Genomic DNA, 22,805 nt, shown 5'->3' on the forward strand with positions numbered 1-22,805 from the left:
AAGTAGAATTACGTAATCCATAAGTCGGACAGCGGCAGGCTGACAAATTCAGTAACTTCCTGCTCTGTTGCCGGAGTGGTAAACTTTTGCCAGTCTAGTAGAAAAAGGGTTGCTATGAATCAGCAAATATCAGCTCAATCGCAAAAACTTTTACTCCAAATTGGCAGAAATATTCGTCGCACCTTGGATCTCCATACCATCTGGCAGCAAACAGTTAACACTCTGGGAGAAACACTAGGCGTGAGCCGCTGTATCCTTTGTCCCTATGAAAGTTCTAGCCTGCAAGTCAAAGTAGCTGCTGAATACTGCCAAGAACCATTTTTACCCATGCTGGGAATGGAAATTTCGCTGACAGCAGCACCTCATTTCCTTCAAGCTCTAGCCACCCTCGAACCGGTGGTAGTAGACTCCTTTGCAGCCAATGACCCTTTTGGGCCGCAGTCGCTGCTAGTGGTGGCTACCGCTTACCAAGAGCAACCTAACGGCATAATTAGCTTGCATCAGTGCAAAGGTCGATCGTCGGGGAAGGGTAAGACCGATCGACCTTGGACTCAATGCCAGATCGAATTCGCACAAGAACTCGCCGAGCAAGTAGGAAGTGCGATCGCCCTCGCCACCCTCTACCAAGAGCGCACCAAGCGAGTACAAGGACTATCCCAACTCAAAAAGCAATTTTTGTTGAAGGCGTCCCACGAGCTCCGCACTCCCCTAAATCACATCATTGGCTATCTACAACTAACCATAGACGATCAAGCTGACGATCCCATAGAGGAGAGAGATTTTATCCAAGAAGCTCACCGTTCGGCTATCCACCTTTCTCAGGTAATTTCCAATATCTTAGATTACATTGAGTTAAGTGAAGCTTGCCAAACTCACGCAGAGTTAGCCACTTTGAGGAGTCAGGAAAAATCTGGGCATCAGTAAAGTTTTTAGTGGCGTATTCAACAAGTCTAATATTTACCGTGCCAACAAATTTTACCCTGAAAAAGCTGAAACTTTATCGATAGATTCCCTCAATAAATTCGGTAGCTAATTCATCAATTTTTTTTAGGGAATTATAGTTTTACACAGTACAGCATAGCAAATACTACACGTAGTAGCTCGGTGTATTTATCATATTATGTCCGGTCGAACGACTCCCATCAAATAGGTTATTTGACCCGAAAGGATATGGGAAGCATAAAATTGCACTTTCGCACTTTTAATGCTTTTAACTTGTGCTTGATAGCATTACCCACCGCCCTTTTTTTTCGGAGTTTTTGGAGGGCTGACATAGCGCGCCCAAAAAGGCTCCTCCATATCTTTCATCGCTGCTAGCTTTTGGCGCTCTTCCTCTATGCGCTTGCGTTCTGAAAGATCAGAAAATATGTTGATACTGCCGACAGTCTGGCCGCCCGCATCTCGCACGCGCGCCGCCCAAAGCCAAACATTGATCGAACTACCGTCTTTTTTCAACAAAGATATTTCCAAACCGTTTTGCGGTTTGCCATTAGACGCAGACTTTAGCAGCGCGTAAAAATCTTGCTTTTGGCCTTCAGGAATATTTGGTAAAGGTTTCCCTAAAACCTCAGCCGCAGTCCAGCCAAAAAGTTGTTCGGCGGCGCGGTTCCAAACAACGGTATTGCCGTCATTGCTGGTACAGTTAATCGCCAGCGGCGCCGATGCTATCTGCGCTTGCAAAACTTGGTTAACGAGTTGCAGTTTCAATTCTACTTGCTTGCGATCGGTAATTTCCTGACAAGCGCCCCACAAACGGACAACCCGTTCAGCAGTTTTGTCCCACACCACTTGCCAGTAGTCCTGCAACCAGCGCACCTCGCCTTTTTGATTAATAATGCGATACTCATTGGCTCCAGTGCGGCTGAAAGTACAGCCTTCTAACTGTTTAATTAACATTTCCCTGTCGTCGGGATGAACGAGTTCGGAGTTCCACCAACCAAACGATTCTAATTCTTCAGGAACGCAACCGGTGCAGCGCTCAAAAGCTTCTGTCGCCCACTCGCAGGCGAACTTGCCGTCGGGCAGTCCCTTAAAAGAATAGGCAAAATCCGAAGTAATTTGCGACATAACTCTGTAGTGGAGTTCTGACTCTCGGACTGCGATTTCTGCTTGCTTTCGTTCCCCTATTTCCCGCGAATTAATTATAATTCCCTGCACGCTAGAATCGTAAAGCAAACTATTACCTATCGACTCCATGTAGAGCCAAGAACCGTCAGCGTGGCGTTTCCGATATTCGATTGCCCCTCCAATTCCCGGAGATTCTAACAACTTACCAAAATACGTCTGCCAAGCCAGCAAATCGTCTGGATGGATTAACTCGCCGTGAAATTTGCCAATTCTTTCTTCTGGGTTGTAACCCAAAACCCGCTGTAGGGCTCCGCTGTGGTATCGAACTCGCCCGTCGGAGCCGACAATGCTAATTAGATCGGGAGAATTACGCAGCATAGCTTGCAGTTTTGCTTCACTTTTAGTTAATGCTTGAGTGTCCCTGCGATGCTGGCTAATTTGTTTTTCCAACTGCTCCCGTAGCTGTCTGATTTGCCCTACTTGCTGGGCTACAGTGCGTTCCAAAAGGCGATTATTTTTTTCAAGTTCAACCAGCTTTGCGGCGTTATTTGTGGCGCTTTCAAACAAGCGGCTGCCTGCCATTTCCTGTAGAGAATTCGATAAATCTTCCAATATTTTTGTAAAAATTGCCTGTTGCGGCTGTGGCAATTCCCTAGCTTGTTCCTGCAATGTTTCTAAGTGTTGGTAGACAGTTTCTAGCATTTTATTAAGGGGGGAATCTAATAGTTGCCTGCGGGTGCAACCCCTAAAAAGCGGACACAAGTTTTTTCAACATAACCCATAACTAAGACTGGTGTCTGGCGATCGACCCATCGCGCTCTCAATAACCAGGCATTTTGTGACTTTATTTTCAAATCATAGCAACCGATAAAGAAAGTAAATTCTTGTTGCGCCCTAATTGCCAGCCCAGCAGCACCCCCAACAAGTGCTCGCCAGGAGTGCGGGTAACTCCCCTACCCAGCGAATGTGGGGCTTCTCGCGGTTAAGCTAAACTAGATGGGTGTCAAGAGAAAGAGGGATTTATGACAGAGCAAGCCAACGCTCGCGATTTGTTTCGCGCTGCTTACGAACACCGCTATACCTGGGATGCCAATTTTCCCGGTTACAGTGCCGATATTGAACTCAAACAGGGCGACGAAGTATATACGGGTCATGTTTCCATCAAACCCGACATGAGCGTGGAAGTCAGCGGCATTGAAGATGAGGAAGTGCAGCAAAGCGTCTACACCCAAATGCGCGATATTGTCACCCACCGCAAACGCTCGACATTTGAAAAATCTCACGGCAAAAATAGCTTTACCCTGGGCGAGAAGGACAGCACCGACGCTGTGGACATCTTGGTGCAAGGCGACTCAATGGGCTCGAATTATAAAATCCGAGGTCTCTCAATTTGTCAAGTCAGCCGGGTGATGGGCCGCATGGCTTTCGTAATTGACACACACAAAAGCTTAGAGACACCCGAAGGTTCTTTGGCGACTCACTACGATGCCGTTTTCCGCAACCCCCAAACAGACGAAATCATCAAAGAACTCGAATTTGAAGATACCTTTGAGAAGATAGGCGACTATTATGTCATGACAAAGCAAGTAGTTCGAGCAAAAGAAAAAGGTCAACTGACAACAACCGAGTTCAACTACTCCAACGTCAAACTGCTAGAACCAGCAGTAGTGTAGCGCGATCGAAAACCCAATTTCTTAAATAAAAGGGTTTTTTTGGTTAACCTATCAGAATCAACTTGATTTGGCGGCAAGTAACGCTACGATCGAACGAGAGAGCTAATTGGGATCGAGCATCAGCGTGACAGAAACCGGGTTTACTGCCGCGGACTCACCTGAGTGCCTAAGTCTTTTATCAAAAAACCCGGTTTCTTAAATCCCGCGCGGGTTGAGAATGCTGTCCTTAAGTCAAATCGAACTTTCATCAACTGCAAGAAATCATCACAGAGGCGAAATATGACACTAGCACTAACCAGAGATAACGTCGAAACAGTTCTCGATGAAATGCGCCCCTACCTGATATCCGACGGTGGCAACGTCGAACTCGTAGAAATTGACGGCCCAGTGGTACACCTGAGACTACAAGGAGCTTGTGGCTCTTGCCCGAGTTCCACAATGACTCTGAGAATGGGCATTGAACGTCGCCTGCGCGAGGCTATCCCAGAAATTGCCGAAGTCGAACAGGTAATGTAATTAGTCAGTTGACAATTGGTAGTTGGCAGTTGACGGTTGACGGTTGACGGTTGAGGGTTGACTGTTGACTGTTGACTGTTGCCAATTACCCAATTTAATTGCTAATTACCAATTACCAAATTTAATTACCAATTACCAATTACCAATTACCAATTACCAATTACTAAATTCAATGTCTCACCCCCTTTATGTAGCCTTCATTTGGCACCAACATCAACCGCTGTACAAATCCAGAATATCAGCTAACTCCACAGAGGCTCAATACCGACTGCCTTGGGTGCGCTTGCACGGAGTCAAAGACTACTTGGATTTAGTGCTAATGCTGGCAAAATATCCCAAACTTCATCAAACCGTAAACCTGGTTCCGTCCTTGATTTTGCAGATAGAAGACTGCATCGCAGACAAAGCATTAGACCCTTACTTGACGGTGACATTAAAGCCAGCAGAAATTTTAACCAGCCCAGAACAAGAGTTCATTTTAGAACACTTCTTTGACGCCAATTACCACACTCTGATTCAGCCACACCCCCGCTACGCTCAACTCTACACTCAGCGGCAGGAAAAAGGCATTCAGTGGTGTTTGGCCAACTGGAAATTGGAGGATTTTAGCGACTTGCTGGCGTGGCACAATTTAGCTTGGATTGACCCGCTGTTTTGGGACGACCCCGAGATTGCAGGGTGGCTGAAACAAGGACAAAATTTTAGTTTGGTAGACCGAAAAAACATCTACTCAAAACAAAAAGAAATCCTCGCTCGCATCATTCCCCAGCACCGTAAAATGCAAGCTGAGGGACAGTTGGAAGTCTCCACAACCCCCTACACGCACCCGATTTTACCGCTGCTTGCCGACACTAATGGCGGCCGCATAGCTATTCCAAACATGACGCTGCCACAACACAGGTTTCAGTGGGAAGAAGATATTCCCCGACACCTGAGAAAAGCCTGGGAAATGTATGAAGATCGGTTTGATTGCCAACCGCGCGGTTTGTGGCCGTCGGAACAAGCAGTCAGCCCGGAAATTTTGCCCTACATTGCCAAACAAGGCTTTAAATGGATAGTCTCGGACGAAGCAGTATTGGGGTGGACAATTAAACACTTTTTCAACCGCGACGCGACAGGGAATGTCTACGAACCAGAATTCTTATATCGCCCTTACCGTTTAGAAACTCCTGACGGTGATTTAGCTATAGTATTTAGAGACCACAGATTGTCCGACTTGATCGGGTTTACCTACGGTTCGATGGAGCCGGAAAAAGCAGCATCAGATTTAGTGGGACACTTAGAAGCGATCGGCAGAACTCTCAAACACCGACAACCCGACGGTCAAACAGCTTTAGAAAATCCCTGGTTAGTGACGATCGCCCTAGACGGCGAAAATTGCTGGGAATTCTATCCCCAAGACGGCAAACCGTTCTTAGAATCCCTCTATCAAACTCTCAGCGACAATCCAGATATCAAATTAGTCACAGTCTCGGAATTTCTCGACAAATTCCCAGCAACCGAAACAATTCCCGCAGCCCAACTGCACACCGGTTCCTGGGTGGACGGTTCCCTCACAACTTGGATCGGCGATCCCGCGAAAAATCGCGCTTGGGACATATTAGGGCCCGCCAGACAAATGCTGGCAAACCATCCAGAGGCCACAGAAGAAAGCAACCCCGAAGCTTGGGAAGCGCTTTACGCTGCCGAAGGTTCCGACTGGTTCTGGTGGTTTGGCGAAGGCCACACATCGAACCAAGATGCCATGTTCGACCAGCTATTTCGGGAACACGTAGCGGGAATTTACGAAGCTCTCGGCGAGCCCGTCCCCCCGGAAGTGCGGCGACAAGTAGAGGTGCACGAGGTTCAAGGCGACCACCTGCCGCTGAGCTTTATTCACCCGGTGATTGACGGTATCGGCAACGAACAGGATTGGGACAAAGCCGGCCGGATTGAAGTTGGGGGAGCAAGAGGTACGATGCACCGGAGTTCGGCAATTCAGCGGCTTTGGTACGGGGTTGACCACTTGAATTTTTACATTCGTGCCGACTTCAAGGTAGGGGTGCGGCCGGGAATTGATTGCCCGCAGCAGTTAAATTTGTTCTGGTTTTATCCCGATCGCACCATGCACAACAGTTTGATTCCGCTGTCGGGTTTGCCTGACGAAGCACCGCTAAACTATAGATACCACCATCAGTTAGAGATTAATTTGCTGACAAAATCGATTTGGTTTCAGGAAGCAGAAGAGGGCGATGAGTGGCAGCCCCGCATTAGCCGCGCCCAAGTGGGAGTGGATAAATGTTTGGAGGTAGCAGTGCCCTGGGCAGATTTGCAGATTATGCCCGACTGGCAGGTGAGGCTGATTGCGGTTTTATCGGAAGGGGCGACTTATTCTAGCTGTATGCCGGAAGATGCTTTTATTCAGATCGGAATGCCGTAAAAAGCCATTAGTCATCAGTCATTAGTCATTAGTCGGTAGGGGCGGGTTTCATAGAACTGACAACCCAAATAAATATAAACCCGCCCCCTGAATTAGTCATTAGTTATTAGTCATTTTTTGAACCAACAAACAATTAAAGAATTATCAAATTTTATTAAATTGGGGATTCTACTCTGGCTACCTAATGCCTTGATAATTTCGATCACGTCCGGTCGATCTAAGGCTATAAAATTTGTTGGTAGGGAGGGCTTCATTCCTCATAAAAAAGAGGAGTTAATTCTTGACTACACAACATAATATAATGGTTAATTTACCGGACATCATATCATTAGTCATGGGAAAATTAACAAACTAATGAGCCGCATTTTACTCTTGGTCGATCGCCACCAACAACTTAATTTGCCGATCGCCCACCTCAACACCGAGCATGAGGTGATTGTACTCGATCGCGCTTTAAATCCCAACTCCGACTTTCCCATTCCCCAAATCGCTTTCGACTTGTGCATTCTCGACGAGGCAAATTTTGATCGCATCGGGCCGTTGGTAGAATCATTAAAAACTGCCGCCGAGCCGATTTTTTTACCGTTCTTGCTTGTTAGTCAATCCCAAACGCCTGCTCTTGCTGAGCAGCCATTTTCGCAGCAGGCAAAACAACTCGAACCCAGAATAGACGATTTGATAGTAAGTCCCGTCGAACTCACCCAACTGCATTTGCGGGTAGAGAATTTGTTGGCCCGCCGGTGGCAGTCGTTAGAACTCCACAGACTTCAGGAAGTAATTAAAGAACAGACTTTTACAGAAAGTTTGTTAAAGGACTCGTTGCAAAAGGCAAACGAAAACCTGCAACGGGAAATCGCCAAGCGGGCGGAGGTAGAAACGGCACTGCGAGAAAACTCCTATCTCAACTCGCTGATCAATGCCATGCCAGATATTGTCTGCTTCAAAGATGGCGAGGGCAGGTGGCTGGAGGCAAATCAAGCGATTTTGGAAGTGTTCGACCTAGAAAAAATCGACTACCGCGGCCTGAAAGATTCTCAACTAGGAGAACTCAGCAGTTTTTACCGCGAGGCACTACAGGCGTGCGAGGTGACCGATAGAGAAGCGTGGGAAAAAGGTGAGCTTTCTAGGGGAGAAGAAGTGATTCTCCGCTCAAACGGTACTGTGAAAATCTACGACGTGATTAAAGTACCCGTATTTCACCCCGACGGCAGACGCAAAACTATAGTGATTTTGGGTCGCGACATTACCGAACACAAGCAAACTAGAGACGAACTCGTGCGCTTGGCGTCGATTGTCGAGTCTTCCGACGACGGCATCGTCGGCAAAACCCTCGCCGGGACAATTCAGAGCTGGAACTCAGGAGCCGAGAAGATTTACGGCTACTGTGCTGCGGAAATCAAGGGCCAGTCGATCGAGATTTTAGCCATACCCGAACGCCCCAAGGAAATGCCTCAAATATTGGAAAATATTAGGGCCGGAGCCAGCATCGACCATTACGAAACCGTACACTTGCGGAAAGACGGTCAACAGATAGATGTGTCCCTGACGATTTCTCCGATTAAAGACGCGACTGGAGCGGTAACGGGCGTTTCGACAATCTCTCGCGACATCAGCGACAGCAAGCGAGTCGAAAAAGCCTTTGAACAACTCCGCCACCAAACAGAAATGATTTTGTTCTCGGCAGGAGAAGGAATTTGCGGATTGAACAAAGAGGGAAAAGTAACTTTTGTCAATCCTGCGGCGGTGAGAATGGCTGGGTGCGAATCGAAGCAATTGATCGATCGACCACTCTATGAAAGCTTACACCGTGCACAGGAAGAATGCTCAAGGGCGATCAAGCAACTGTCACCTGCAACAGACATCAATTCAGGGTCGGAACTTGTCCCACACTGCGCCGCACCGCAGGCGGGCAAACTGCTGCCGAACCGGGTAAGTTCTCAAATTTTAGCCACCTTGGAAGACGGAGAGGCGCGGCGCGTCACCGATGAGATTTTTTGGCGGCGAGACGGCAGCAGTTTTCCGGTTGAGTACGTTGTCGCTCCGATGCGAGAAGAAGGCGAAATTATTGGAGCTGTGGTGACTTTTAAAGATATCACGGAGCGGCTTGCCGTCGAGCGCATGAAAGATGAATTCATCTCTGTTGTCAGCCACGAACTGCGGACACCCATGACCTCAATTCACGGAGCCCTGGGCCTTCTCAATAGCGGTCTGCTTGACGCTTACCCCCAGAAAGCTAAGCGGATGCTGGAGATTGCTGTCACTAACACTGACCGTTTGGTGCGCTTGGTCAACGACATCCTAGATTTAGAGCGGATGGAGTCGAGTTACAGCACTGCTATCAAACAAACTTGCAATGTGGCGGAGCTGATGTTGCAGGCGGCTGACGAGATGCAGGGAATGGCTCAGCAGGCGGGAGTTACTCTGTCGGTGAAGCCTGTAGGGGCGCAATTGCAAGCTGTTCCCGATCGGCTAATTCAAGCCTTGACAAATTTACTCAGTAATGCTATAAAATTTTCTCCCTCCGGCGCTACGGTTTGGCTGAGCGGGGAGTTGACCCACAATCCGGATTTGGCAGAAAAAGCAGCCCACAAGTCGGTGTCGTCTCCGTCTTTGTTGTCTCCTGAGCCTGCCGTCGCGCCTCCGCACTTGCCAGTTGCGAGCTCGTGGTACATCGTGATTGCTGTGAAAGACCAAGGGCGGGGTATTCCGCCAGACAAGCTGGAGATGGTCTTTGAACGCTTTCAACAGGTTGATGCTTCTGATTCTCGCCAGAAAGGAGGTACTGGTTTGGGGCTGGCTATTTGTCGCAGTATCGTGCAGCAGCACGGGGGACGGATGTGGGTGGAGAGCGTGGTGGGGGAGGGCAGCACTTTTTTCTTAAGTCTGCCACTTCTGAGGGAGGGGCTGGCAACTGAAAGTTAAGTTCTACCCAGGTGTACCCAAAGTTAATGATTTTGTGCAGATTGTTTGATCGAGTCATCGACAAACAATCTCAGCCTTTTCTGGAGTTTGGGGACAGCAGGCAAAAAGCGCGATTTGAGGTGGAAAAGCGGCTTTTTTGGGTGGGATATTTTACAGCAACCGCGCCAGACGGTTAGGATGTTCTTAGTTGAAATCCTGCCGCTCGATGGCAACTTCGGTCTTCCTTGTTCCTTCTTTCTTCAACATCTGCTATACAGTTTTGAAAATTTACTGTAAAGTCTGATCGGCTAAAATAATTTGCTTTACAAAATATTCACATTTCGCCTCTAATCTGTGATCAGTTCTCATTTCTAAAAAAATGTTAATTTTGACTGCCAAGCGCATCTTGGTTATTGACGATGCGGAAGATATTCGGGAAGTAGCTCAAGTCAGTCTTGAACTGGTGGGGGGCTGGGAAGTCCTGACAGCGAGTTCGGGCCGCGAGGGGGTTGCTAAGGCTCTTGCCGAACAGCCTGATGCTATTCTATTGGACGTGATGATGCCCGACCAAGACGGGCCTACTACTTTTCTACAGTTACAAGCTAATAAGGCTACGCAGCACATTCCGGTAATTTTATTGACAGCTAAGGCTCTGGCTGGGGACAGGCGGATGTTCGCTGATTTGGGGGTGGTGAGCGTGATTGCTAAGCCTTTTGAACCGATGTTTTTGGCGGCTCAGGTCGCTGAGGCTTTGGGCTGGGAGCAAGAATAGATCGATCGCGCGCCTTGAATTGTGCAGCTTTTCAAGCAGTAGTTTTGCAGGCAAAGAGAGTTAAAAAAACTTGGTTTCTTTGGTATGGTTCCTTAGATAGAATCGGGGCGATTGGACAGGATATATGTAGCGATTTAGGCCCCGAACCTTTCGTCGTGTCAGCTTAAGACTCAAAACCTCAGTCCGGTATCAGTTTCAACCCTGTCGGTCTTGGGGTGAAATTGATACCAATTAGGGATGCCTAAATCCCTATTGGTAGTGCGTTCATTTAACCTGATTCGGCCTCAACCATGAGCTCAGTATTCCTACTGATTTATCGGGAAAATATAAGCTGGCAGGATTATTTTACTTTTTGTAACAACTCACTCGTCTTCATAAGTTCTTCAGGTTTTAGTTTTATGTTTAAGCAGAACGTCAGGGATCGCTCCTGACTGTTGGCAGACACATTGGGAGAAGACGACTATGCCCTCAGCTTACATTTTGCTACTAATAGTTTCTCTGGCAGCAGTCTGGGTTTATTGGCAAACCTCTCAAGATATTTTTGTTCTTGTGGCTTGGGCCGGGCTGGGTTGTTTTATTTGGGGTTTCTCTTGGGCTCCTTGGAGCGTTCAGCTTTTGATTGTGGTGTTACTGTTGGGCCTCCAAAAGTGCTACTTGCGCGACGCTCAAAGCTGTGAGTGAAAGAGATTTTTTATTTTTGTGCCTGGAATTGAGATGTGCAGGCCTTCGTGAATCTCTCTAATGATTGGGTTATCGCTCCATATCTTCAAAAAAGGTTTAAAATATCATGAATAGTTGCCCTTGTTGCTCCTCTAAATTGCTCCGCCACGCTCGCCACAATCGCGTTTATTGGTTCTGCTCGCACTGCTGGCAGGAAATGCCCGATCTGGCGGAGATGATTTTAGGTAACAGCACGCGGAGTCACAAACGCGACGGTTTGGTGAAGATGGCGACTTTGACTCCTAAATTGAGGATTTTGGATTCTGTAGAAATTGCTTAGTTTGCTGGAGTTAGTCTCGCGATAAATATTGAGACGGAAAAGATTTTTGTTTGTGCTATCTGTGGGATTTTTGGATAAAAAATGCAAAAGCCCCCTCCGTGTGAAGTGAAGGGGACTTATTAGCGGGGGGGCTTTTGCACTTATTATGGGGTTAATCGCCTGAATTTCAGCTATTGTGCAGTTAAGCTGATTACATCAAACCGATTTGAGAGAGAATGCCTTGACCGGTGAGGAATTCGGTAGCTAGACCGATAACGAAGCCCAACATTGCCAAACGGCCGTTCCAGGTTTCAGCAAACTCAGTGAAGCCAACTTTTGCGTCTTTGTTTTCCATGACCAGAAACCTCGTTTAATTTCAACCTTATGTAACTAAACTTAACACAGCAGTACAAAGTTTGCAACATATTTTTACATTTAGTGTTCAAATGCCGGAGATAAGCGGGATCGGCCCGCAGGGAGAGGGGTTCGCGGGGGGAGGGAGAGAAGGGTTTTTATGTGGGAACGGTCGATCGGTGTCAGGTTGGCGAAAACCTTGGTGAGATGTCTAAGGATGTAAGAAAATTATTTTGAGTTAATACTTGACATCCAATAATTAGAACGCTAGCCTAAAAGCACAGCTAAAACTAAATATCGCATTCAAAATCAAGGAATGTTGATTGAGTCGTCTTAGCTACACGGTTTATACAACTGGGGCAAGTTTCTAGCACCCCGTTGAGCGGAAAGTAAGTCTAATGTCGTTTTAACAAGTTGATACAAGTTTGAGAAAATCGAAACATTATTGAGTTCCATTTCCCTGCGCGGAATGTGAGTCTAATGTCGTTTTAGCAACTTGATACAAGCTTGAAAAAATCGAAACATTATTGAGTTTCATTTCCCTTCAACGGGCTGCTACTAAACTCGTTCCAGTTATGTAAACCCTGTAGCTAAGACGCTAATCAAATCCCTACAAAATTACAGTGTTTTGTGGTAACAGATTGTCCTTTGCCGAGATGTTCATTTTTGACCAAATCCACAGGCAACGTTCCATTAATGCTAGATGCGTGATATGTCGAGGCTGTCCAGTCAACCTCTTTGTAGGACATAATCAAATGAAGGAGCAGTTGCAGGCTTTAGTTTCTATTTACATCGATCTTCAGAACGCAAACTCAATTAAACATCTAGGTAGTCAATTGCTAGAATTTGCCAAAGTTGAGGGGAGCTTGATTGACGCAAAAATCTACTACAATTCACTCTGTCCCGATCAAGTCTCTGCAAAAAACAAGCTGCAAAGCCTTGGTTTTAAATGTATTGATGTTCCCTGTCCTCTAAAAAATAGTGCAGATAACCAATTGATGGCTGACTTTGTTAATGATCTTTACAGAAATCTGCCTCCCGATACAGCTATCCTTGTATCAGGAGATGGGGACTTTGTAAACTCGGTTCGCAATTTAAAAGATCGTGGCAAAAAAGTTATAGTCTTTGCTCAGCGAGGTAATGTTAAACAAAAGCTGAAAGAACTTGTAGGTAGTGATTTTCACTTTCTTGATGAATTGCCTAGCTTGATAGTAGCCAAAACTCAGCAGCAAATAGAAAATGTTCAGTGTCATCTCACTTACAATGAGGCTGTTGAGTATTTGATCGAAGCTATCAAAACAGCATTAAGCAAAGGGAAGGGTACAGGATTAGGTTTTATTAACAACCTAATGTTGCAGCTTTTTCCCAAGTATCAGGGAGTAACTTTTGTCTGCCAACATCAGGGAAAAACATTTTCACGCTTTAGCGAGTTGGTTAAGGCTGCCGTGAAAGATGGAAAAATCAGATTGCAGGATCAGCAATTGTTTGTAATAGAAGCAGACAGATTATCTGCATAAAGTTGCACAATCCGCCAGGGAATGAATTCCCTGTCTAATAGCTAAAGTCGGTTAAAACCGACTGACATACAGTTAAAAAAACACAATTATCAGTCCTCTTTAGAGGACTTTAGCTATGAGCCAGGGGTTTTAACCCCTGGCGGACTGGCGGGCTGACGGGGTAACGGACTAATAGTATAACCGCCCAATATCTGTTAAAATTCACCTCGCTGCAGATAGCAAAAATCTAGTTTATTTGATAAACTAGATTCTCCAAACCAACCGCTATCTGCGGCTCTTTCATGTCCACATAATAACACCAAACTCCACAAACAATAACCCTTACAAAACTCCCATGCCATTAACTAATCCAACACAAGAGATAGAAATAACCCTTCCCGAATTCCACCATGAAAAACTGCTGCGCCAAGCGCTCACCCACCGTTCCTACGTCAACGAAAACCCCACATTCCACGAAGAAGACAACGAACGCTTAGAATTTCTCGGCGATGCTTTGCTGACTTTTCTCAGCGGCGAATATCTCTATCAGCGTCATCCAGAAATGGGAGAAGACCAACTGACTCGCCGACGTTCTGCATTAGTAGATGAAAAACAATTAGCCAGATTTGCTACTGAAATAGGTTTAGACTTAAAAATGCGGCTCGGAAAAGGAGCTTATCGAGAAGGTGGGATTACTAATCCAAATTTGCTCAGCAGCACTTTTGAAGCATTTATTGGCGCTTACTATCTCGACACGCAAGACATGAACAAAGTTCGCCAGTTTGTGCAACAAATGTTTGATTCTGTTCCCGAAAATGTTGTGGAAACTCGATCGACTGTAGACTCGAAAAATCGCTTTCAAGAATGGGTACAAGCCAACGGTGACACGACTCCCCCTAAATACGTGACAGTTCAAGCAGGAGGCACACCCCACAAGCCGGAATTTCTCGCTAAAGTTTATGTCGCAGAGAAACTCTATGGAGAAGGTAAAGGCAAAAGCAAAAAAGATGCTGAGAAAAATGCGGCCGAAGATGCGCTAGCAAAGCTGAAAAAACGCGGACTGATCTAAACTTGAAAACATCGCTAAAAACTACTAGCTTTTTTGTGGATTCGGGCGTTGGCTAAGCCATTGAAGACGATCGCCCGAATTGATTGCCAGAGCACACAATCGGCTATAATCAGGACTTGTGCAAGTGTTACCGCCGTCGATTGAGGGTTGCAATGGCAGAAATTCGTTGACGAGTGCCCGATTGTCGATCGTAATTTTGGGAAATATCAGAGCAATTCATGTCTACTCACAACCCGACTACCCTAACTGTTGAAGAAGCACAGCAAATCCTCAAAGATTTCACTTGTCTGGATATGCAATCTGTAGCATCGCCGCTGGAAAAACAGGCACTCCGTCAAGCGATTTTGCTGGTAGCAAGTTTGTCGGATTATCAAATGTTGGGAGTGTGCGCTTCTTCGACGGATGAGGGTTTTTTAGCTTTAGAAGCTTATTTGAAAGCTTTGGGATATCAAGTTGTTTTAGATCCCAATGCTGTCTCGACCTTTGCTGGTTCGGTTTATATTAAGTTCAATACTTTGAAGGGTTCGTATTATGTTGACGGCTATCCCGGAACTTACCGGGGCGTTTTGATTTCTTGTCAATCTTCCTCAGAAGATGGAGTTAGTGGAACTTACGGTCATTTACCTCTCGATTTATTTGTTGATTAATTTTTCAGTAGTCAGTAGTCAGTAGTCAGTAGTCAGTAGTCATTAGTTAGTAGTCAGTAATCAGTAGTCAGTAGTCAGTCGATCGATTAAATTGAATCAAAAACCGACTGAAAGCATCCAGGATACAAGCCACCGGACTCATCCGTGATGTCAATGCTTCAATCTAAAATCTAAAATCGATTGACTGATGCACCTTACTAAGCTGTAGGGTGCGTCAGCCAGCCCTTCGATTCAGTTGAATCAAACACCGACTGACGCAGCTTACTAAGATTAACCCTTACCAACGATCAATTCTGCCTCTGGTGCCGGTGCGGTTTCTTCCGGCGGCAGTCCCAAAATATCGCTGTACAAGTTGACGTATTTCCGGGCCGAAATATCCCAGCTAAAATCTTCTCTCATGCCGCGCTGTTGCAGTTCTCTCCACTTATCTTTGTAGCGGAAACCTTCCCAAGTTCTGATCATGCAGGTGAACAAGTCGAGGGGTTCGTAGCGATCGAAACAGTAACCTGTACCGGTATTGTCGATCGGGTTGTTGTGGGAAACGGTATCGACTAAACCGCCGGTGCGGCGAACCATTGGCACGCACCCGTAGCGGAGGGCGAGCATTTGGCTAATTCCGCAGGGCTCGAAACGGCTGGGCATCAGGAAGCTGTCGCAGCCTGCGTAAACGCGCCGGGAGAGGGCCTCGTTGTAAAGTAGTTGGGTGGACATCCTACCGGGATAGCGGGCTGTCATTTGCCAGAGTTGGGTTTCGTAGTAGCGATCGCCCGTTCCGAGTACAATAAATTGAGCATCGGTATAGGCCATGAACAGATCGAGCATTTGAATTATCAAATCCAATCCCTTCTGTTCTACCAGCCTTGTCACCATGCCGATCAAAAAGGCATTTTTATTTACTTCCAAACCGACTTCTTCTTGCAGCGCAATTTTATTAGCGGGGCGCTTTTCAATAGTATCAGCACTAAATTGTTGATGGAGGTACTTGTCAGTTGCTGGATTGTAAGATTCTGTATCAATTCCATTCAAAATGCCCGATACTTTACCGCCGAGGTAAGAGAGCAAACCTTCCAAAGTTTCCCCATAAGCTGGCGTTTTGATTTGCTCGGCGTAAGTCGGTGAAACTGTATTTACTCGATCGGCAAACTGTACTGCGGCAGCCATTGTATTGTGACCTTGCATATACCAAGGACACCAAGTCATCTGCTCCAAACGCCAGCGCCATGGCCCTTGATAAGCTAAATTGTGAATAGTAAAAACCGTGCTGATATCGGGGTCTTGGCTCATCCAAACAGGTATCATCCCCGTATGCCAGTCGTGACAGTGGATAATTTGGGGCTTCCAATGATTCCAGGCAAATTCAGCCGCAGCATTGGCAAAGAAAGTGAACCTCCAATCTTCATCTACACCGCCGTAAACGCGGCGCGGCAAGAAAGATGGATGTTGTAATAAGTATAAAGGTACATCGGTTCCCGGCAAAACAGTTTCAAACACCGAGAAGCTTTGGAACATGGCAGACCCATCCCAAACAGGTTTTTTGGGAACGTCCATTTTGTCGGGGACGAAACCGTAGTAGGGCATGAAGATGCGGACATCGTGGCCCATGCGCCGCAGAAATTTCGGCAAAGCGCCGACGACATCGCCCATACCGCCCACTTTGGCGAGGGGTGATGCTTCGGCGGATACAAATAAAATACGCATTATTTTTTTGTGTTCCTTGAGATTGTTAGTCTAGATTAAGTTTAAAGGGCGAGCGGCACAATATTAACGCGCCTGCCAAAAACAAGTATAAATCTCAGTTGCTGTAGCGATCGCAGTTTACTCAAGAAGGCGATCGCCCTTTTTCCATCCGCGTCGCTGTGCGGTGAAAAAAATAGCGATCGCCGGGACTCCCCTCCCGCGACAATTTTCACGTTCTAATCAAATTTATATGTCACTTTCTGAATAACGGTAAACATCAAAAATGGTATGCTGTTTGAGATTTTTTACGCATTAGTAAAACTGAAGGCAAAGGCATCAGTAATGTAATTCAGTATGTAATTAAGGAAATAGCGATCGCCTTTTCCATCCCCTCTCTGAAAAAGGGCGATCGCCCGAATGACATATTACATAAACTCCCGACTAATTCTGAGAATTTTCCTCAAAAGTCTCCTCAAATCCTGCTAGAAAATCATCCAAAGCTTCAGAGGCGATCGCCAAATTAATATTATCAGCATCTTCCCATCCCCACGTGTTCACCCCAACCACTTGACCGGCCATATTAATCAGTGGGCCGCCGGAATTTCCAGGATTAATCGCCGCATCAGTTTGCAACACCTTCACCTCACCCACATCATCTTCGTCGTCATCGCCTTCTTCATATTCCTCGGGTTCGCGAATTGCACTCACAATACCTTGAGTTACAGTTGAAGCAAACTGCCCCAAAGGATTGCCCACAGCAATTACTCTATCTCCTACTTTCACATCAAAAGACAACTCTAGGGGAGGGTATTCTTGGGGAGAATCCACTTGTTCCCCTGTGTTCGGGTCGAAGGTAAAATCGCTAATTAAGAGTAATGCTAAATCTTCTTCAGCATTACCAGTAAACACCACCTCGGCCAATCTCAATTTTCCGTCGTGAGTTTCGACTAAAACCTGTTCGATTTCATCTTCTTCATAGAAGTAATCTTGATCCGCAATATCTTCTATAACGTGATAGTTCGTGACAATTATGTCCGGCGATACAAAGAACCCGCTTCCAGAAGAAATCTCTTCTTCTGTATCCCAATCCATGACGTAAATTGACACTACCGACGGCAAGACTTGCTCGACTACATCCGACAAATTTCCTGGTTGAGTTTTGAACTCTTTCAATTGCTTCTGCAAAGCTTGTTGGTCGGCCTGCATTTTGCTATACAGTTGCTGAACCTTTTTCAATTCCAGCTTTAATTGAATTTCTCTAGCGCTCATATTGGGCTTTTACCTGAAATAAATTGCTGATTAATTTTGGGTGTTTGATTGTAGATTGTGGATGGGTAGGTTAAGAATTATAAGACTTACGAAAAAAAACCGGTTTTTACCATAAATCTTGGGCTATACAGCGAGACTTACATCAGAAACCGGGTTGCTTAACACCCGTGCGGAGCGTCCTAAATTAGTCAGATATTTTTGAAATCTATCGCGCAAGTCCTACCTAAAATCCCATCAAAAATCTACAACCAGACTGCTACTCTACCTGTTTTGCCAAAGCAAACCGCCTGTTATTTTTATTTTACAAAAGGCGATATATCACGTCTAAAAGCATTGACAAAGAGATGCGGATTGGTTTTAAGAACCGCGCTGAACTTGGACAAATATTTCCTCCAAAATTTCACTAGCTCCCTGTTGGCGCAAGCGGTGAGCGAGGTCAATTCCGATCATTTCAGCAGTCTCGGCGGCGCCGGAAACACTATCTTTGACGAACCGCTTGCCGTCGAGACTCGATACCATTCCGGTTAAGGTTAATTGACCGTTTTCTATTTTGGTATTGACGCCGATCGGCACTTGACAGCCGCCTTCTAATTCCCGCAGAAATGCGCGTTCTGCATAACATCTTTGGGCGGTTTCCGAGTGTTCGAGAGCTTTAATCACTTCCATGATTTCTGTGTCTCCGGCGCGGCATTCGATGCCCAAAGCACCTTGTCCGACGGCATGAAGGGAAATTTCAGCAGGGATAATTTGGTGGATGCGATCGCCCATTCCCAATCTTTCGAGGCCGGCAACTGCTAAAATAATCGCGTCGTAACCGCCCTCATCTAATTTAGCGAGTCTAGTATTGAGATTGCCGCGAATATCTTTAAATTCAAAATGAGGGAAATGGTGTCGCAGTTGAGCTAGCCGCCGCAGGGAAGAAGTGCCGATTACTGAACCTTCTGGGAGGGTGTCGAGTTGCTTGTCTTTGTGATTGGAGTGAACTACCAGGGCGTCAGCGGGATTTTCCCGTTCGGTGACGCATCCTAAAATTAAACCTTCGGGCAAATTGGTAGGCAAATCTTTGAGGGAATGAACGGCAAAGTCCGTTTCATTGTTAATCATCCCCGTTTCTAATTCTTTAGTGAAAAGTCCTTTATCGCCAATTTTAGCGAGGGCGACATCAAGAATTATGTCCCCTTGGGTGGACATGGTGTGGACTTCAAAAGTGTGTTCCGGGAAGTGTTTCTGTAGCTGTTCTTGCACCCAGTGGGTTTGCACGAGAGCGAGTTGGCTTTTGCGGGAACCGATGCGAACGGTTCGGGAAGGGGCAGATGTGGTTGGGGACATAAGATCGATCGGAGGATAGCTTGAAATCAGCCAATATATTCACCTGATCTAGCGTACCGCAGGTGGGGACTTTAATTGCTGGTTGGGATAATTCGGGCGATAAAATAGAAATACCAGGTTTTGACCGCCTGTGTGAAAAAAGGAGGCAACGGTAGGCAAGCTCCAAACCTTTACATAATAAGCCATTGCCAATCTAAAATCTAAAATCTCAAGTCGAAAATGGTATGACTGCCAGTAGCAGTGAGTCTTGATGATGTTTCCCATCCAGCATTGCCCGTCGCTGGCATGGTGGCGATCGACTTCCGAAGCAAAGGCTGCTGGCGATGTACGATTTACCTAGGGTAGAGCCGGATGAATCTGGTTGACATGAGGACTTAGCTTAGCTGCAGCGAGAAAGAATTAGCTCAAAAGTTGGGGGATTTGGAGAGAGAAATGTAGTGGCGAGGGGAAAAGGGCGATCGTATTTATTTGTAGCAGCTTCGTTGACCAAAGGGCGATTCCCTACCCTGCGGGAAGCCACGCGCGTTCGGGATAGCTTCGCTCGCGGGTACCTTTTCCATTTCCCGCAAAATTTAACGTTGCCCTGCTTGAAGAGCAGAATTTGCTATCTGGACAACTTCTTGCTGCCGTGCGTTTTTCCTTGTGACTCGGTACAGCACCCCCAGCCTTTGCCACTCAACAAAAGCAGTGCAGTAAGCACCGCAATTATTGAAATAAATCCCCCTGAATCCGCCCGCCAATTCAATGCTTCTGTTAGTATCCTGCGGCAATTGCGAAGGAGGCGAAAACGGTTCATTTCTTTTAGCTTCGATTGTGCCGAAATAACAAGCTCCCGCGCGGCATCCTTTGCCTAAATACATTCCCACAATGTAACCGTCGGCCCCCGCTTGCACATCAAAATCAAGTTGCTGAATGTCTGATAAAGGAAGCCTACTCGGGAGAAAAACAGGCACTCGCGTTTTGCCTTTGATTTGTCTAAAGATGTTACTCGCAGGAAAACGACTGTTAGCTTGGTTTGCACCTGAGTTATCGGGGATTGGCGTCAACTTTTGCACAAAATTCCTCCACTGCACAACTCTATTTTTAGCAATGTTAAAAGTGGGAATAGAGTATTTTTCTAGAGCAAAAGAAGGGCGACCAGTTTTCAGGTTGAAGCTGCGGCGAATCATTGTAATTTCTGGTTTACCTAACCCGTAAGCTGTGGCTATGGAACGGGCGAGATTGCAGCTAATTTTGAAGCGTCCCATCTCAATATTGCCATTTTCGGCTTGATAAGACCAATTGTAACCCTCAGAAGCACGAGCGCGATCGCACAAAAAATGAGAAATCTCAAACATCTTGGCAATATGAACATCGTACAACCGCAACTTGCGGCTGCCGGCAGATTTTGCAGTGTTGCGATCGGGTACAATAAATTGTATCGGTTGCCAGCTATCTTCAGGGGAATAATTAAACCAGCGGATTTCTGTAATCGGGAGTTCAGTCCTTGCTAACGCTGAGTTTGGTGTCAAAGGTGCGTGAAGCGAAGCTATCCCGAAGGGAATCGTAAAAGCAGTCACCACACAAGCAAAAATTGCCGCAAATAGCCATCTTCCCCTCATCCTGATTTCCCCCGAAGTAGGTAAGCGCAAAAAAATATAGCATCTTGTAAGGGGCGAGTGCGAGTTAAGATATATCATACAATAACGGTAAGGTGCGCCCTTACGCACCCTACATATAGAAGTTGTGCCTCCCCGACTGCCAAACTTAACGCTTCCCAGCTTGAATAGCAGAATTTCCTATTAAAATTAAATCAGATTCTCGTCCGTTCTTAATGGCTACAGTATACATAAAACCCTGATTTTTCCACTCAAGAGTTGCTGTGCAGTAAGCGCCGCAACCGTTATGAAAAACTCCTTTCACTCCGCCCGCAAGCTTGACATTTTTTAACGTCTTAGTTACCCCTTCTAGTTTTGTAGTAAACTCCCCGCCTTTTTGACCTTGAATTGACCCAAAAGTGCAAACAGTCGTACCGCCGCAATCGGGTTTATACTCGATTGAAATACTATAGCTGTTTGCTTGTGCTGTAGTTGGATAGTACATTTTTTGCGAAACCGGAACCTTGCTGGGAATAAAAATAGGCACTTGCGTTTTGCCTTTTAACTTTCGCAAAACTTCATTTACTGGAAACGCAGTGCCTCCTTGAGCAATTTGTGTTGTTCCCGATTGTCGCTGCGACAAGTGCGAAGATCCAAAAACAACCGATAGAGGTACTAAAGCAGTTAATACACCAGCAGAAGTAGCCAAAAGTAATAATTTCTTCTTCACGATTTTTTGCCTTAATATTCCAAGAGTTTAGTTGGGCGGCGAACCGCATTCACTTATGTACAACCTTAATTCAAAATACCAAATTAACACTCGCTTTTCCGGGAGAAATGTTTTTTGACTATCTTGAGAAGGTTGCCAGAATATGAAGTCATCTATAATATAGAGAAGGCGAGCAATTTAGGAGTCGATCGTGAAACTGCAAGAGTATTTGCGCCAGCACGGATTGGAAAATTTGTCCGAAACTTATCATATCAAAGTTACCCGCCACCGCCAATATCCCGATTTAGTCTGTCTGAAATACTCGCAGATAGAATCTCCCCTAGGCGAAAAGATAGTCCAGCAGTGCCGAGGCATTATTTTAGATTCATCTCAAGATTGGCAGATAGTTTCTTATCCCTACGACAAATTTTTTAATTACGGAGAAATTCACGCCGCTGCAATTGATTGGAGAAATGCCAAAGTTTATCAAAAACTAGACGGTTCTCTAACTGTACTGTATTTTTACAAGGGAGAATGGAGAGTGCAATCTAGCGGCACTCCCGACGCCGCCGGCGAAGTTAACGGTTTTGGGTTCAGCTTTGCGGAACTTTTTTGGAAAGTCTGGCAAGAATTGGGATATCAATTGCCACAAGAAACCGACGAGTGTTTTATCTTTGAGTTGATGACGCCTTACAATAGAATAGTTGTCCAGCAACAAAACAATCAAATCGTGCTGCACGGGGTTCGCAACACTCAAACGCTGCTAGAAACAGACCCGAGTATTTGGGCCAATAAATACGGCTGGGAATTGGTCGCATCCTATCCTTTAACTAGCTGGAAAGAAGTTATCGAAGCGGCTCAACACTTAGATCCGATGGATTCGGAAGGGTATATTATCTGCGACGCTAACTTCAACCGAGTTAAAGTTAAGTCTCCGCAATATGTCGCGATTTCCCATCTCCGCGAAGGGTTTTCGACGCGCCGCCTGATAGAAATTGTTTTAACTAATGAAGGAGAAGAGTTTTTAGCTTATTTTCCTGAGTGGAGTGAGTTGTATCAAAAAGTTAAGGACAAATATCAATCTTTGGTTGAAGAAATCGAGGAAGCTTACCGACAGCACGAACATATTGAAGTTCAGAAATATTTTGCATTAGCTGTGAAACATTTGCCGTATTCCGGGATTTTGTTTTCTTTGCGGGCCCGAAAAGTTGCGGGAGTGAAAGAAGCTCTCCGTGATGTTACGATCCATAAAATAGAGGAGCTATTAAGTTTAGATTACATCCATCTAGGTTTGTAGTAACGACTACAGTCGTTTCTTGAATGAGGAATAAAATCCTCACTACGCACGAAG

Annotated in this window: 21 protein-coding genes; 13 read left to right on the top strand and 8 right to left on the bottom strand. The window is 45.9% G+C overall.

The genetic code is table 11. The annotated features are described in order from the left end of the window. The first annotated feature begins 114 nt into the window (after positions 1 to 114). The gene (locus QUA25_RS13900) at positions 115 to 924 is read left to right on the top strand and encodes a GAF domain-containing protein (protein ID WP_333038695.1); all 810 of its coding nucleotides are present in this window, start codon (positions 115 to 117) and stop codon (positions 922 to 924) included. 306 nt (positions 925 to 1,230) lie between these two features. Here the strand turns inward: QUA25_RS13900 and QUA25_RS13905 are convergent, their stop codons facing one another. Continuing rightward, positions 1,231 to 2,769 (bottom strand): PAS domain S-box protein, encoded by a 1,539-nt coding sequence (locus QUA25_RS13905; protein ID WP_333038698.1) that lies wholly within the window; start codon positions 2,767 to 2,769, stop codon positions 1,231 to 1,233. Between the two features lie 320 nt (positions 2,770 to 3,089). Between QUA25_RS13905 and QUA25_RS13910 the strand changes: the two genes are divergently transcribed. From QUA25_RS13910 to QUA25_RS13945, 8 genes are all read left to right on the top strand, one after another. After that, a complete protein-coding gene (locus QUA25_RS13910) occupies positions 3,090 to 3,740 on the top strand; it encodes a DUF3386 domain-containing protein (protein WP_333038699.1) in 651 nt (216 codons plus the stop codon). Between the two features lie 279 nt (positions 3,741 to 4,019). Then, the gene (locus QUA25_RS13915) at positions 4,020 to 4,256 is read left to right on the top strand and encodes a NifU family protein (RefSeq protein WP_006632519.1); all 237 of its coding nucleotides are present in this window, start codon (positions 4,020 to 4,022) and stop codon (positions 4,254 to 4,256) included. 172 nt (positions 4,257 to 4,428) lie between these two features. Further along, positions 4,429 to 6,675: a glycoside hydrolase gene (locus QUA25_RS13920; protein ID WP_333038701.1), complete on the top strand. Its 2,247-nt coding sequence runs from the start codon at positions 4,429 to 4,431 to the stop codon at positions 6,673 to 6,675. A 354-nt stretch (positions 6,676 to 7,029) separates the two neighbouring features. Then, positions 7,030 to 9,597 (top strand): PAS domain S-box protein, encoded by a 2,568-nt coding sequence (locus QUA25_RS13925; RefSeq protein WP_333038703.1) that lies wholly within the window; start codon positions 7,030 to 7,032, stop codon positions 9,595 to 9,597. 26 nt (positions 9,598 to 9,623) lie between these two features. Further along, positions 9,624 to 9,773 (top strand): hypothetical protein, encoded by a 150-nt coding sequence (locus QUA25_RS13930; protein WP_333038705.1) that lies wholly within the window; start codon positions 9,624 to 9,626, stop codon positions 9,771 to 9,773. Positions 9,774 to 9,955: 182 nt separating this feature from the next. Beyond that, on the top strand, positions 9,956 to 10,348 hold the full coding sequence (locus tag QUA25_RS13935; protein WP_190655560.1) for a response regulator: 393 nt from the start codon (positions 9,956 to 9,958) through the stop codon (positions 10,346 to 10,348). A 462-nt stretch (positions 10,349 to 10,810) separates the two neighbouring features. Next, on the top strand, positions 10,811 to 11,029 hold the full coding sequence (locus QUA25_RS13940) for a hypothetical protein (protein ID WP_190655558.1): 219 nt from the start codon (positions 10,811 to 10,813) through the stop codon (positions 11,027 to 11,029). A gap of 106 nt (positions 11,030 to 11,135) precedes the next feature. After that, positions 11,136 to 11,348: a hypothetical protein gene (locus QUA25_RS13945; RefSeq protein WP_333038710.1), complete on the top strand. Its 213-nt coding sequence runs from the start codon at positions 11,136 to 11,138 to the stop codon at positions 11,346 to 11,348. 190 nt (positions 11,349 to 11,538) lie between these two features. On the opposite strand, the gene QUA25_RS13950 is transcribed toward QUA25_RS13945, so the two are convergent. Then, complete coding sequence (locus tag QUA25_RS13950) at positions 11,539 to 11,682, bottom strand: chlorophyll a/b-binding protein (protein WP_015176459.1); 144 nt, start codon at positions 11,680 to 11,682, stop codon at positions 11,539 to 11,541. A 754-nt stretch (positions 11,683 to 12,436) separates the two neighbouring features. On the opposite strand from QUA25_RS13950, the gene QUA25_RS13955 reads away from it, so the two are divergent. From QUA25_RS13955 to QUA25_RS13965, 3 genes are all read left to right on the top strand, one after another. After that, positions 12,437 to 13,198 (top strand): NYN domain-containing protein, encoded by a 762-nt coding sequence (locus QUA25_RS13955; protein WP_333038713.1) that lies wholly within the window; start codon positions 12,437 to 12,439, stop codon positions 13,196 to 13,198. Positions 13,199 to 13,532: 334 nt separating this feature from the next. Next, positions 13,533 to 14,246, top strand: a complete 714-nt coding sequence (rnc, locus tag QUA25_RS13960) for a ribonuclease III (RefSeq protein WP_333038715.1) — start codon at positions 13,533 to 13,535, stop codon at positions 14,244 to 14,246. 218 nt (positions 14,247 to 14,464) lie between these two features. Further along, the gene (locus tag QUA25_RS13965; RefSeq protein ID WP_333038718.1) at positions 14,465 to 14,893 is read left to right on the top strand and encodes a DUF1824 family protein; all 429 of its coding nucleotides are present in this window, start codon (positions 14,465 to 14,467) and stop codon (positions 14,891 to 14,893) included. 270 nt (positions 14,894 to 15,163) lie between these two features. On the opposite strand, the gene glgA is transcribed toward QUA25_RS13965, so the two are convergent. The 6 genes from glgA to QUA25_RS13995 form a co-directional block, all read right to left on the bottom strand. Beyond that, the gene (glgA, locus tag QUA25_RS13970) at positions 15,164 to 16,591 is read right to left on the bottom strand and encodes a glycogen synthase GlgA (protein WP_333038719.1); all 1,428 of its coding nucleotides are present in this window, start codon (positions 16,589 to 16,591) and stop codon (positions 15,164 to 15,166) included. A gap of 41 nt (positions 16,592 to 16,632) precedes the next feature. Then, positions 16,633 to 16,803 (bottom strand): hypothetical protein, encoded by a 171-nt coding sequence (locus tag QUA25_RS13975; protein WP_333038722.1) that lies wholly within the window; start codon positions 16,801 to 16,803, stop codon positions 16,633 to 16,635. A gap of 208 nt (positions 16,804 to 17,011) precedes the next feature. Next, complete coding sequence (locus QUA25_RS13980) at positions 17,012 to 17,839, bottom strand: trypsin-like peptidase domain-containing protein (protein WP_333038725.1); 828 nt, start codon at positions 17,837 to 17,839, stop codon at positions 17,012 to 17,014. Positions 17,840 to 18,196: 357 nt separating this feature from the next. Next, positions 18,197 to 19,168, bottom strand: a complete 972-nt coding sequence (hemC, locus tag QUA25_RS13985; protein WP_333038726.1) for a hydroxymethylbilane synthase — start codon at positions 19,166 to 19,168, stop codon at positions 18,197 to 18,199. A 572-nt stretch (positions 19,169 to 19,740) separates the two neighbouring features. Next, positions 19,741 to 20,769: a hypothetical protein gene (locus tag QUA25_RS13990; protein WP_333038729.1), complete on the bottom strand. Its 1,029-nt coding sequence runs from the start codon at positions 20,767 to 20,769 to the stop codon at positions 19,741 to 19,743. A 145-nt stretch (positions 20,770 to 20,914) separates the two neighbouring features. Further along, the gene (locus QUA25_RS13995) at positions 20,915 to 21,475 is read right to left on the bottom strand and encodes a hypothetical protein (RefSeq protein ID WP_333038731.1); all 561 of its coding nucleotides are present in this window, start codon (positions 21,473 to 21,475) and stop codon (positions 20,915 to 20,917) included. A gap of 190 nt (positions 21,476 to 21,665) precedes the next feature. On the opposite strand from QUA25_RS13995, the gene QUA25_RS14000 reads away from it, so the two are divergent. Further along, on the top strand, positions 21,666 to 22,751 hold the full coding sequence (locus QUA25_RS14000; RefSeq protein WP_333038734.1) for a T4 RnlA family RNA ligase: 1,086 nt from the start codon (positions 21,666 to 21,668) through the stop codon (positions 22,749 to 22,751). The last annotated feature ends 54 nt before the right edge of the window (positions 22,752 to 22,805 follow it).

The organism is Microcoleus sp. Pol17C6, assembly GCF_036701145.1.
GTDB lineage: Bacteria > Cyanobacteriota > Cyanobacteriia > Cyanobacteriales > Microcoleaceae > Microcoleus.